14 protein-coding genes are annotated in these 11,277 nt (G+C 57.7%); 6 read left to right on the top strand and 8 right to left on the bottom strand.

What is annotated here, in order from left to right; translation table 11 throughout:
* Positions 1-30 precede the first annotated feature (30 nt).
* The 4 genes from KPHS_45720 to KPHS_45750 are packed head-to-tail and all read right to left on the bottom strand — an operon-like array spanning position 31 to position 2,509.
* The gene (locus KPHS_45720; RefSeq protein YP_005228872.1) at positions 31-606 is read right to left on the bottom strand and encodes an esterase YqiA; all 576 of its coding nucleotides are present in this window, start codon (positions 604-606) and stop codon (positions 31-33) included.
* Positions 606-1,433 (bottom strand): cyclic 3',5'-adenosine monophosphate phosphodiesterase, encoded by an 828-nt coding sequence (locus tag KPHS_45730; protein YP_005228873.1) that lies wholly within the window; start codon positions 1,431-1,433, stop codon positions 606-608. Before KPHS_45730 ends, KPHS_45720 begins: the two co-directional genes overlap by 1 nt.
* Positions 1,434-1,457: 24 nt before the next feature.
* Positions 1,458-1,880, bottom strand: a complete 423-nt coding sequence (locus tag KPHS_45740; RefSeq protein ID YP_005228874.1) for a DUF1249 family protein — start codon at positions 1,878-1,880, stop codon at positions 1,458-1,460.
* Positions 1,877-2,509 (bottom strand): adenosine diphosphate sugar pyrophosphatase, encoded by a 633-nt coding sequence (locus KPHS_45750; protein ID YP_005228875.1) that lies wholly within the window; start codon positions 2,507-2,509, stop codon positions 1,877-1,879. The genes KPHS_45740 and KPHS_45750 overlap by 4 nt, the downstream gene beginning before the upstream one ends.
* 196 nt (positions 2,510-2,705) lie before the next feature.
* Between KPHS_45750 and KPHS_45760 the strand changes: the two genes are divergently transcribed.
* The 3 genes from KPHS_45760 (at position 2,706) to KPHS_45780 (ending at position 6,180) form a co-directional block, all read left to right on the top strand.
* Positions 2,706-4,175: an outer membrane channel protein gene (locus KPHS_45760; RefSeq protein YP_005228876.1), complete on the top strand. Its 1,470-nt coding sequence runs from the start codon at positions 2,706-2,708 to the stop codon at positions 4,173-4,175.
* Positions 4,176-4,342: 167 nt separating this feature from the next.
* A complete protein-coding gene (locus tag KPHS_45770; RefSeq protein YP_005228877.1) occupies positions 4,343-5,014 on the top strand; it encodes a DUF1190 family protein in 672 nt (223 codons plus the stop codon).
* Positions 5,015-5,019: 5 nt separating this feature from the next.
* Complete coding sequence (locus KPHS_45780) at positions 5,020-6,180, top strand: putative glutathione-like synthetase (protein YP_005228878.1); 1,161 nt, start codon at positions 5,020-5,022, stop codon at positions 6,178-6,180.
* A 44-nt stretch (positions 6,181-6,224) separates the two neighbouring features.
* Here the strand turns inward: KPHS_45780 and KPHS_45790 are convergent, their stop codons facing one another.
* A complete protein-coding gene (locus tag KPHS_45790) occupies positions 6,225-7,016 on the bottom strand; it encodes a putative enzyme with dioxygenase domain (protein ID YP_005228879.1) in 792 nt (263 codons plus the stop codon).
* Between the two features lie 186 nt (positions 7,017-7,202).
* On the opposite strand from KPHS_45790, the gene KPHS_45800 reads away from it, so the two are divergent.
* Complete coding sequence (locus KPHS_45800; protein YP_005228880.1) at positions 7,203-7,973, top strand: Zinc transporter zupT; 771 nt, start codon at positions 7,203-7,205, stop codon at positions 7,971-7,973.
* Between the two features lie 61 nt (positions 7,974-8,034).
* On the opposite strand, the gene KPHS_45810 is transcribed toward KPHS_45800, so the two are convergent.
* A complete protein-coding gene (locus tag KPHS_45810) occupies positions 8,035-8,688 on the bottom strand; it encodes a 3,4-dihydroxy-2-butanone 4-phosphate synthase (RefSeq protein YP_005228881.1) in 654 nt (217 codons plus the stop codon).
* A gap of 377 nt (positions 8,689-9,065) precedes the next feature.
* On the opposite strand from KPHS_45810, the gene KPHS_45820 reads away from it, so the two are divergent.
* A complete protein-coding gene (locus tag KPHS_45820) occupies positions 9,066-9,338 on the top strand; it encodes an accessory factor UbiK family protein (protein ID YP_005228882.1) in 273 nt (90 codons plus the stop codon).
* Between the two features lie 35 nt (positions 9,339-9,373).
* On the opposite strand, the gene KPHS_45830 is transcribed toward KPHS_45820, so the two are convergent.
* Positions 9,374-9,571 carry a glycogen synthesis protein gene (locus KPHS_45830; RefSeq protein YP_005228883.1) on the bottom strand — a complete coding sequence of 66 codons (198 nt, stop codon included), beginning with the start codon at positions 9,569-9,571 and terminating at the stop codon, positions 9,374-9,376.
* On the opposite strand from KPHS_45830, the gene KPHS_45840 reads away from it, so the two are divergent.
* Positions 9,563-9,712: a hypothetical protein gene (locus KPHS_45840; protein YP_005228884.1), complete on the top strand. Its 150-nt coding sequence runs from the start codon at positions 9,563-9,565 to the stop codon at positions 9,710-9,712. The genes KPHS_45830 and KPHS_45840 overlap by 9 nt on opposite strands.
* Before the next feature lie 77 nt (positions 9,713-9,789).
* Here the strand turns inward: KPHS_45840 and KPHS_45850 are convergent, their stop codons facing one another.
* Positions 9,790-11,223, bottom strand: coding sequence for a bifunctional heptose 7-phosphate kinase/heptose 1-phosphate adenyltransferase (locus KPHS_45850; RefSeq protein ID YP_005228885.1), 1,434 nt, complete (start codon positions 11,221-11,223; stop codon positions 9,790-9,792).
* Between the last annotated feature and the right edge of the window lie 54 nt (positions 11,224-11,277).

The raw sequence follows: 11,277 nt of genomic DNA on the forward strand, positions 1-11,277 counted from the left end.
GGTGTGTATTCGTAGGTCGTTCAGGGCCGTTTAGCGCAGGCCGAGAAATTCGATAATCTGAGTGAAATGATCGTCAAAGCCGACAAATGCGTGATTACCGCCCTCCTCTACCGTCTGCCGGCAAGAGGCGTAGTAATGAACGGCCTGGCGGTAATCAAGCACTTCATCCCCGGTCTGCTGCAGCAGCCAGAGTAAATCCGGCGCTTCGAGCGGGTCGATTTGCATGACTTTGAGATCGTAAATATGGCGAGACTCTAGCACATATTGCTGCCCGGTGTATGGATTCTCATTGTGGCCGAGAAAATTGTTTAGTAGTTCAAACGGCCGCACCGCCGGGTTAACCACCACCGCCGGCAGCATAAAGCACTGCGAAAGCCAGGTCGCGTAGTAGCCGCCCAGCGACGACCCTACGACCCCCAGCGGCTCGCCTCCGTGCTCCAGCACGATGGACTCCAACAGCTCCGCCGTTTCCGCCGGGTAAGGCGGCAACTCCGGCACCACCATGGTGATCTCAGGATAGTGCTGCGCCAGCCAGGTCTTTAACGCCGTCGCCTTCGCCGAGCGCGGAGAGCTGTTAAAGCCATGCAGATAAAGGAGCGTCGCCATCAGTAGCCTTCTGAAGCAATATCCGGATGAAACGCGGCGCCTTCCAGGCGGCACACTTCGGTGGTCAGCGTCCCGTCAGGGTGAAGCTCCAGCCAGCGCCAGCCCGGTGACACCGTATCCAGAGTGAAATTGGCACAGTGCGGTTTAAACTGGACGCAGGTCGACGGCGTCGCCATCATGCGCCGGCCATTCCAGTCGAGATCCAGTTCCTGATGAATATGGCCGCACAAAAGATGCTTCACCCGCGGCCAGGCGCTCAACGCGCTGTCCAGCGCGCCGGCATTGCGCAGACTATGCTGATCCAGCCAGCTGCAGCCGGCCGGCAGCGGATGATGGTGCAGCAGGAGTAAGGTATAGCGCTCCGGCGCCTCCGCCAGCTTATGTTCGAGCCACTCCAGCTGGAAGTCGCTCAGCTCGCCATGGGGAACGCCAAACACCTGGCTGTCGAGCAGCAGGATCTGCCAGCGATCGCCGAGAAACACGCGCTTGGCAGGGGAAATGCCCGCCTCCTGCAGGGTGCTGTACATCGCCGGCTGGAAATCATGGTTGCCCGGTAGCCAGACGCAGGGTGCAGCAAAACTCGCGATGCCCTCAGCAAAATGCTGATAGGCCGCGGAGGAGTGGTCCTGCGCCAGATCGCCTGTTGCGACAATCAGATCGCATGGACGCTGTGAGGCATGAATGGCCGACAGTACGGCCTGATAGCTATCCCAGGTATTGATGCCTAACAACGTTTCATGCTTTTCAGCAAACAGGTGAGTATCAGTAATTTGTAATATCCTGACTCTGGCCTCACCAGCCAGAGGTAGGTTTAACAGGCTTTCCAAATGGTGTCCTTAGGTTTAACGACGCTAACAAACCGGAATCGCCATCGCTCCATGTGCTAAACAGTAACGCAGCCAGTCGGCCAAAAACTGGTTAATTTGATGCTTTTCGTCGCGTTGATGCAACTTTTTATTAGGATAATCATATCGCGCTTTGAAGCGAAAGATCTGCTGACTCGAACACACTTCGGCCACCATGGCGTCATGGTAGAGGCGGACGGTCATCGATGGCAGGCTCCAGTAGCTCACTGCAGGCAGAGTCTGCTCTATTGCCACCAGAGTAGTGTAGCGGGTCGATTCAACTATCGTTAACCGATACTGCGCGCTTCCCACCTGATAGCTTACCTTCTCACCCGCTGCATCCGTTCGCGGCAACAGGCGGCGCAACTGCGCGAAGTTGGTCTCGCACAGGCGCATCATCTCAGGGAAGTCAGGTGTATAACGCTTCATTTTGTCCACTCATTTCGTAAATTGTGATAATGCAATTGCAGCCATTGCAAGGCGATGACAGAGGCTGCGTTGTCGATTTTCCCCTCTTCTACCCACTGGTAAGCCTGCTCCCGACTCACCACATGCACCCGAATATCCTCGTTTTCCTCGGCCAGGCCGTGAATGCCTTTTGCCGTCGATGCATCAACTTCTCCCACCAGGATCGATAACCGTTCGCTGGTGCCGCCGGGACTGGCCAGATAGCTTAATATTGGTTTCGTCCGCCCAACTTCAAGCCCGGCCTCCTCCAGCGCTTCCCGACGGGCAACATCTTCCACCGTTTCACCCGCTTCAATCATGCCGGCGACCATCTCCAGCAGCCACGGGCTCTCGCTGGTATCATAGGCGGCGATACGGATTTGTTCGACCAGCACCACTTCGTCGCGCACCGGGTCAAAGGGTAGCAAGACGGCGGCGTGCCCGCGCTCAAAAATTTCACGGGTGATTTCGCCACTCATGCCGCCGTTAAACAGGCGGTGGCGAAAACGGTATAAATCGAGCGAAAAAAAACCACGATATAGCGTTTCGCGTGCAATAATTTCTACATCATTTTTGGAGAAGGTAATTCCCTGCTGCGTGGGTTTGCTCATTGTCATGTCCTGCGAATCTGAAATTAGGGATTTCCAAACCGTTTGGCTACCGTTTTACGGCCCGTATGTTAGATTGGTGCAAATTACCGCCGGATGGCACGTAACGCCAACTTTTTACGGCGGCAGAATCGATACAATCAGCGGAATTTTTCTTAGAATTAGACCAGCGCTAAATGCTTCACAACAAGGAATGCAAATGAAGAAATTGCTCCCCATTCTTATCGGCCTGAGCCTGACCGGGTTCAGCGCCATGAGCCAGGCGGAAAACCTGCTTCAGGTTTACCAGCAGGCACGCATCAGCAACCCCGATCTGCGTAAATCGGCAGCCGATCGTGACGCCGCGTTCGAAAAGATCAACGAAGCGCGCAGTCCATTACTGCCTCAGCTTGGGCTGGGAGCGGATTATACCTATACCAATGGCTATCGCGACAGCAACGGCGTCAACTCTAACGTCACCAGCGGTTCGCTGCAGTTAACGCAGGTTCTGTTTGATATGTCGAAATGGCGCGCCCTGACGCTGCAGGAAAAAACGGCAGGGATTCAGGATGTCACGTATCAGACCGATCAGCAAACACTGATTCTGAATACCGCGACGGCCTATTTTAAAGTGCTGGCCGCCATCGACACGCTCTCCTATACCGAAGCGCAGAAACAGGCTATTTACCGCCAGTTGGATCAAACCACGCAGCGCTTTAACGTAGGCCTGGTGGCGATCACCGACGTACAGAACGCCCGTTCACAATACGATGCCGTGCTGGCGAACGAAGTCACCGCGCGTAACGATCTCGACAACGCCGTCGAAGGACTGCGTCAAGTCACCGGTAATTACTATCCGGAGCTGGCCTCCCTGAACGTGAACGGCTTCAAAACCAACAAGCCGCAGGCGGTCAACGCCCTGCTGAAGGAAGCGGAGAACCGCAACCTGTCACTGCTGCAGGCGCGTCTGAGCCAGGACCTGGCCCGCGAGCAGATTCGTCAGGCGCAGGACGGCCATTTGCCGACCCTGAACCTTTCCGCCTCTACCGGGGTCTCGAATACGCGTTACAACGGTTCGAAAACCAATACCCCGCTCGCCTACAACGACAGTGATAACGGGCAGAACCAAATCGGCCTGAACTTCTCTCTGCCACTGTATCAGGGCGGCGCGGTGACCTCGCAGGTCAAGCAGGCACAATACAACTTCGTTGGCGCCAGCGAGCAGCTGGAAAGCGCCCACCGCAGCGTCGTGCAGACTGTGCGTTCATCGTTTAACAACGTGAATGCCTCCATCAGCAGCATCAACGCCTACAAACAGGCGGTGGTCTCTGCGCAAAGCTCCCTGGATGCCATGGAAGCTGGCTACTCGGTGGGTACGCGTACTATCGTTGACGTCCTCGACGCCACCACTACGCTGTATAACGCTAAGCAGCAGCTCTCGAATGCGCGCTACAACTACCTGATCAACGAGCTGAACATTAAGTCGGCGTTAGGTACCCTGAACGAGCAGGATCTGGTCGCCCTGAACAACACGCTGGGTAAACCCATCTCCACCTCCGCAGATAGCGTCGCGCCGGAAAATCCGCAACAGGATGCCACCGCTGATGGCTACGGCAACACTACCGCGGCGGTGAAGCCGGCGTCCGCACGGACCACCCAGAGCAGCGGCAGCAATCCGTTCCGTCAGTAATTCTCATACTGTGATGCGCATCGCCTGTCCGTCGGACAGGCGATGCGTTAAACGTAAGGCAACGTAAAGATCCCCCGCTTAGCGCCCCTCTTCGCTTCATTTTCCACCACTCATCCTCTATCCTGAGCGTTAACACACGCCATACCACTGGGTCCTGGAAGACAAATATGAAACGGACAAAAAATATTAATCATTCGTCGTTCCGCAAAAGCTGGAGCGCACGCCATCTGACGCCGGTCGCGCTGGCCGTTACCGCGGTCTTTATGCTCGCCGGTTGTGAAAAAAGCGACGAAACGGTGTCGCTGTACCAGAACGCCGATGACTGCTCCGCCGCCAACCCTGGCAAAGCAGCCGAATGCACCACGGCCTACACCAACGCGGTAAAAGAGGCAGAGCGCACTGCGCCGAAGTATGCCACCCGCGAAGACTGCGTCGCCGAGTTTGGCGAAGGCCAGTGCCAGCAGACGCCAGCCCAGGCGGGCGTCGCCCCGGAAAACCAGGCGCAGGCGCAAAGCAGCGGCAGCTTCTGGATGCCGCTGATGGCCGGCTACATGATGGGCCGCCTGATGGGCGGCGGCATGGCGCAACAGCAGCCGCTGTTCAGCTCGAAAAATCCGGCCAGCCCGGCCTACGGTCAGTACACTGACGCCAGCGGCAAGAGCTATGGTGCCGCCCAGCCGGGCCGCACCATGAACGTGCCGAAAACTGCGATGGCGCCGAAGCCAGCCACAACCACCACCGTCACCCGCGGCGGCTTTGGCGAGTCGGTAGCGAAACAGTCGACCATGCAGCGTAGCGCCGCAGGCTCAACGTCCTCTTCTCGCTCAATGGGCGGCTAAGCAACATGGAAAGAGTCAGTATTACCGAGCGCCCGGACTGGCGCGAGAAAGCGACCGAGTACGGTTTCAACTTCCATACCATGTACGGCGAGCCCTACTGGAGCGAAGAGGCGTATTACAAGCTGACCCTCGCGCAGGTGGAAAAGCTGGAAGCGGTCACCGCTGAGCTACATCAGATGTGCCTCCAGGTGGTGGAAAAAGTGATCGCCAGCGATGAGCTGATGACCAAATTCCGCATCCCTAAACACACCTGGGGTTTTGTGCGCCAGTCGTGGAAAACCAACCAGCCGTCGCTCTACTCACGTCTCGACCTGGCCTGGGATGGCATCGGCGAACCGAAGCTGCTGGAGAACAATGCCGACACCCCGACCTCGCTGTATGAAGCGGCCTTCTTCCAGTGGATCTGGCTGGAAGATCAGCTCAACGCCGGCAAGCTGCCGGCGGGCAGCGACCAGTTCAACAGTTTGCAGGAAAAGCTGATCGATCGCTTCGGCGAGCTGCGCGAGCAGTTTGGCTTTCAGCTGCTGCATATGGCCTGCTGCCGCGATACCGTTGAAGATCGCGGTACCGTGCAGTATCTGCAGGACTGCGCCGCTGAAGCGGGGCTGGCGACGGAATTCCTCTACGTTGAAGATATCGGCCTGGGCGAAAAAGGCCAGTTTACCGATCTGCAGGATCAGGTGATTGGCAATCTGTTCAAGCTCTATCCGTGGGAGTTTATGCTGCGGGAGATGTTCTCCACCAAGCTGGAAGACGCTGGCGTACGCTGGCTGGAGCCGGCGTGGAAAAGCATTATCTCCAACAAGGCGCTGCTGCCGATGCTGTGGGAGATGTTCCCCAATCACCCTAATCTGCTGGCGGCCTACTTCAGCGAAGATGCTCACCCGGAGATGGAGAAGTACGTCATTAAGCCAATCTTCTCCCGCGAAGGCGCTAACGTGTCGATCGTTGAAAATGGCAAAGTGGTGGAGGCAGTAGAAGGCCCGTACGGGGAAGAAGGCACCATCGTGCAGGCGTTTTACCCGCTGCCGAAGTTTGGCGATAGCTATACGCTGATTGGCAGCTGGCTCATCAACGACCAGCCTGCAGGGATCGGTATTCGCGAAGACCGGGCGCTGATCACCCAGGATCTGTCGCGCTTCTATCCGCACATTTTCGTCGAATAATGCCGCGCTCCGGCGACGGTAAATGCCGCCGGAGCGCGCTATCATCAGGCGCCAACCAACACCGACAGCATGCTCAGCGAGCCCATCTCGATGCCATCGACCGGGATCGTCATCGCCTCAACGCCATCCCACGTCCCCAGGACATACAGCAGCGGCAGGAAATGCTCCGCCGTCGGATTGGAGAGCGAGCCCCCTTCGTGTGCCAGGTAGTTAACCAGCGGGTGTTGCTCGTCCAGCCCCTGCCATTGCAGATTCGCTTTCACGTAGTTATTGAAGGACTCTGCCCAAGGGTACGGCGTGTTCTCGCCATGCCAGCGGGCGGTGCGCAGGTTATGCACCACGTTGCCGCTGGCCACCAGCATAATGCCTTCATCACGCAGCGAGGCCAGCTTCCGCCCCATTTCGAGATGCCAGGCCGGCGGTTTGGTGCTGTCGATGCTCAACTGAACCATCGGGATATCCGCCTGCGGATACATTTTAATCAGCACGCCCCACGATCCATGGTCAAATCCCCAGGCTTCTGTATCGAGGGTGACCGGCACCGGCGAGAGCAGCTCCACCAGCCGTTGCGCCAGCGCCGGAGAGCCCGGCGCCGGATAATGCGTGTCATACAGCGCCTGCGGAAAACCGCCGAAGTCATGAATGGTCTTCGGCGTCTCCATCGCCGTTACGCCCGTACCGCGCGTAAACCAGTGCGCAGAGACCACCACGATCGCTTTCGGACGCGGCAGGGTTTCGCCCAGTTGAGCCCAGGCGCGGGTATAACGGTTGTCTTCCAGCACGTTCATTGGGCTGCCATGGCCGAGAAACAACGCGGGCATTCGGGTACGGGACATGATGATATCCTTAGGGTGTCAATGTGATGTGCTCACATTACGCGCTTTTGCGCCAGGATAAACTCAGATAACCATGATGATGATCGTCAGAAAATTTGAATGTAATTCGCGGTAAAGGGACGTGTCCCGTACGCGCATCCTCAGGCAATATACTCGTATGTAATTATTTTCACAGGGAGAGAAGCGATGTCATCACCCTTAATATTGACGCTGTTAGCCGGTAGCGCAACCTTCATTGGCGCCATATTCGGCGTGATTGGCCAGAAACCCTCTAACCGCCTGCTTGGCTTCTCCCTCGGCTTTGCCGCCGGGATTATGCTATTGATTTCGTTGATGGAAATGCTGCCTGCCGCGCTGGCCGCCGAGGGCATGTCGCCGCTGCTCGGCTACGGAATGTTTGTTGTCGGCCTGCTGGGCTACTTTGGCCTTGACCGCCTGCTGCCGCACGCCCACCCGCAGGATCTGATGACTCCCGCCATGCCGCGCCCGCGCAACTTACGCCGCACCGCTATTCTTCTGACGCTGGGGATCAGCCTGCATAACTTTCCGGAAGGGATCGCCACCTATGTCACGGCCAGCAACAACCTCGAGCTTGGCATGGGCGTCGCCCTTGCCGTCGCCCTGCACAATATTCCGGAAGGACTGGCGGTTGCCGGACCGGTGTATGCCGCCACCGGCTCGCGCAGCAAAGCGGTGCTCTGGGCCGGGCTTTCCGGCATGGCGGAAATTTTGGGCGGCGTGCTGGCGTGGTTGATTCTGGGGAGCCTGGTCTCGCCGCTGGTGATGGGCGCGATCATGGCTGCCGTCGCCGGAATTATGGTGGCGCTGTCGGTCGATGAACTGATGCCGCTGGCGAAAGAGATCGATCCGCAAAGCAATCCAAGCTACGGCGTCCTGTGCGGGATGTCGGTCATGGGGCTGAGCCTGGTGGTACTCCAGACGATGGGCATCGGTTAAAGCGCAGAAACAACACAGCCCACTAACAAGTGGGCTGTGCTCGGGCGTAGCGAACCGCTATTTAGCTGGCTTTACGCTCATGTTCGCGACGATAGGCCACCAGATCTTCAATCGTGACTACCGCCATATTGTGCTGCTGAGCGAACTTGATGCACTCCGGCGCGCGGGCCATGGTGCCATCGTCATTGGTCAGCTCGCACAGCACGCCTGCTGGTTTAAAGCCAGCCAGGGTCACGAGGTCGATAGTGGCTTCGGTGTGGCCGCCGCGGGTCAGTACGCCGCCCGGCTGCGCACGCAGCGGGAAGACGTGACCTGGACGGTTAAGATCGGAAGGTTTCGCGCCGTCGGCGATGGCCGCGCGGACGGTGGTCACGCGGTCGGCAGCGGAGACGCCGGTGGTCACACCTTCGGCCGCTTCGATGGTCACGGTGAAGCCAGTGCCGTAGGCGCTGGTGTTGTTCTCTACCATCATCGGCAGATCCAGCTGTTTGCGGCGTTCTTCGGTCAGGCACAGGCACACAATGCCGCTGCCGTGACGAATGGTCAGCGCCATCTGCTCAACGGTCATGGTTTCAGCGGCGAAGATCATATCGCCTTCGTTTTCACGGTCTTCATCATCAAGCACCATCACGCCGCGGCCTTCGCGCAGGGCGTTCAAAGCGTGTTCCACACGTTCAAAAGCGGTACCAAAAGAAGAAAGGAGCGTCTGATTCATGGTAAAAAAACCTCATTAAAATTATGGTTACCAGAATCAGGGCAGTCTTAGGAGCGCCGGTTTAGCGGCAAAAGTCAACGCGAGCGGGCCTGGGCCCGACTGTGCCGTTACTCTCTCCCATCCGGACTTTAACCGTCGGCCCCGGAATTACACCGGATCTGCTGACCTTCCCGTAGTCACGGGAAGCGCTCGCGGGCTTTCAACGCCATGGTTGATTTACCGCCGGTGGGGAATTTCGCCCCGCCCTGAGAATAAGCGAGATAACTATAACGCTATTGACTATCCTCGGCAATGCATAAGCTTCAAACATTTCTGGTTTATAGGCGGCCTGGTTCGCACTACAATGATCAATCATCCGACCCGAGCAGGAAACCACCATGATTGACCCGAAAAAAATTGAACAAATCGCCCGCCAGGTCCATGAGTCGATGCCAAAAGGACTTCGCGATCTGGGTGAGGATGTTGAGAAGAAAATCCGCCAGGCGCTACAGTCGCAGCTGACCCGTCTGGATCTGGTTAGCCGCGAAGAGTTTGACGTGCAGACTCAGGTGCTGCTGCGGACCCGGGAAAAACTGGCGCTGCTGGAGCAGCGCCTGAATGACCTCGAAAACCGCCCGGCGGCGACGCCGGGCAGCGAAGAGCAGCAGTAAAAAACGGGCCCCTTGGGGCCCGTTTTGCGTTTGGCTTAATGGGCGGCTTCCGCCTGACTACTCACCTGGCGACAGTACAGTTCATAGCGCTGGCAAAACCATTCACGATGTTCTTCATCCATATTGCCGACAATGGCCTGAAGATCAACTGGCTGGCCCTGGGCGTGCATTCTGGCGAAACTCCGCGCCAAAAAATCAAAATTCTTCATTGAATACATATCGTTATGGTTCATGCGCATACTCCTTCAGCGGTGGATGTTCTGATCAGTCATATGCCTTTTACTCACTTCAGTATTTACGCTTACCTTAACGCGATTTGTACGAAAAATGCGCTTAACATGATTATTTATTGCGCTAAATCATTTTCCACATGATTAAATAAAAACGGCCCGCGATACGTCTATCGCAGGCCGTGATGCTTCACCGTACAAACCGGTGAATAGCGAAAAGCTTATTTGTCGCTATCTTTTTGTATTTTCTTAATAATATTGGTAGTTGAGCAGCCATCTTCAAAGTTGAGCACCAGCACTTCGCCACCGTTCGCCCAGACCTCTTCACTGCCGGCGATCTGCTCCGGTTTGTAGTCGCCGCCCTTGACCAGCAGATCCGGCAGGATGCCAGCGATCAGGCGCTGCGGAGTATCTTCTTCGAAGGAGACCACCCAGTCGACGGCTTCCAGCGCCCCCAGCACGATCATCCGCTGTTCCAGCGGGTTCACCGGGCGGGTTTCGCCTTTCAGACGTTTGGTGGAGGCATCGCTGTTGACCGCCACGATCAGACGGTCGCCCAGCTTGCGCGCATTCGCCAGATAGGAGACATGACCGGCATGCAGAATGTCGAAGACGCCGTTGGTCATCACCACTTTCTCGCCGCGCTTGCGCGCCGCCGCAACCGCCTGTTTGAGCTCCTCTTCGCTCATCACGCCAAAGCCGGTCTCAGCCCGGCCGCGGACCGCGTTTTCCAGCTCGACAGGGGAAACGGTGGATGTACCCAGCTTACCGACCACCACGCCCGCCGCGGCGTTAGCGAAATAGCAGGCCTCTTCCAGGGTGTTGCCGGACGCCAGGGTCGCCGCCAGTACGCCAATCACCGTGTCGCCGGCGCCGGTCACGTCGTACACTTCCTGGGCCTGGGTCGGCATATGCAGCGGCGGACGCCCCGGCTGCAGCAGCGTCATCCCCTGCTCAGAGCGCGTCACCAGCAGCGCCGACAGTTCGAATTCGGCGATGAGCTTCATGCCGCGCTCAACGATCTGCGCTTCATCCTGGCACTTGCCCACCACCGCTTCAAACTCAGAGAGGTTCGGGGTGAGCAACGTCGCGCCGCGATAGCGTTCGAAATCGGTGCCTTTCGGATCGATCAGCACCGGCACGCCCGCTTCGCGTGCGAGTCGGATCATGGTCTGGACGCTGGTCAGCGCCCCTTTGGCATAGTCCGAAAGGACCAGCGCGCCAATAGAGCCCAGCGCCTGCTGAATGCGCTCGTGCATCGGCTGCGGATCGACGCCGGAGAAGCCCTCTTCAAAGTCGAGGCGGATCAGCTGTTGATTGCGCGACAGCACCCGCAGCTTGGTGATAGTCGGGTGAGTCGGGACGGAGACGAAGTCGCACTTCACATTGACGTTGGCCAGCGCCTGGCTCAGCGCGCGGGCGGCGTCATCAATCCCGGTCAATCCCACCAGGCGCGAGGTTGCCCCCAGCGAGGCAATGTTCATCGCTACGTTTGCCGCGCCGCCAGGACGTTCTTCGATATTTTCCACCTTCACCACCGGCACCGGGGCTTCCGGGGAAATACGACTGGTGGGGCCGTACCAGTAGCGGTCCAGCATCACATCACCCACCACCAACACTCCTGCACGTTCAAACTCCGGCAGCGTTACTTTCATGACTCTCTCCTGCGAGACGCAAACTTTGCGCGCGATAATAGCACACCCGATTTT

The sequence above is a fragment of the Klebsiella pneumoniae subsp. pneumoniae HS11286 genome, assembly GCF_000240185.1.
Lineage (GTDB): Bacteria > Pseudomonadota > Gammaproteobacteria > Enterobacterales > Enterobacteriaceae > Klebsiella > Klebsiella pneumoniae.

Coding starts and splice junctions, on each gene's coding strand:
- KPHS_45720 (YP_005228872.1), bottom strand. CDS start 606: ATGGCGACGCTCCTTTATCTGCATGGCTTTAACAGCTCTCCGCGCTCG.
- KPHS_45740 (YP_005228874.1), bottom strand. CDS start 1,880: ATGAAGCGTTATACACCTGACTTCCCTGAGATGATGCGCCTGTGCGAG.
- KPHS_45750 (YP_005228875.1), bottom strand. CDS start 2,509: ATGAGCAAACCCACGCAGCAGGGAATTACCTTCTCCAAAAATGATGTA.
- KPHS_45760 (YP_005228876.1), top strand. CDS start 2,706: ATGAAGAAATTGCTCCCCATTCTTATCGGCCTGAGCCTGACCGGGTTC.
- KPHS_45770 (YP_005228877.1), top strand. CDS start 4,343: ATGAAACGGACAAAAAATATTAATCATTCGTCGTTCCGCAAAAGCTGG.
- KPHS_45780 (YP_005228878.1), top strand. CDS start 5,020: ATGGAAAGAGTCAGTATTACCGAGCGCCCGGACTGGCGCGAGAAAGCG.
- KPHS_45790 (YP_005228879.1), bottom strand. CDS start 7,016: ATGTCCCGTACCCGAATGCCCGCGTTGTTTCTCGGCCATGGCAGCCCA.
- KPHS_45800 (YP_005228880.1), top strand. CDS start 7,203: ATGTCATCACCCTTAATATTGACGCTGTTAGCCGGTAGCGCAACCTTC.
- KPHS_45810 (YP_005228881.1), bottom strand. CDS start 8,688: ATGAATCAGACGCTCCTTTCTTCTTTTGGTACCGCTTTTGAACGTGTG.
- KPHS_45820 (YP_005228882.1), top strand. CDS start 9,066: ATGATTGACCCGAAAAAAATTGAACAAATCGCCCGCCAGGTCCATGAG.
- KPHS_45840 (YP_005228884.1), top strand. CDS start 9,563: ATGGTTCATGCGCATACTCCTTCAGCGGTGGATGTTCTGATCAGTCAT.
- KPHS_45830 (YP_005228883.1), bottom strand. CDS start 9,571: ATGAACCATAACGATATGTATTCAATGAAGAATTTTGATTTTTTGGCG.
- KPHS_45850 (YP_005228885.1), bottom strand. CDS start 11,223: ATGAAAGTAACGCTGCCGGAGTTTGAACGTGCAGGAGTGTTGGTGGTG.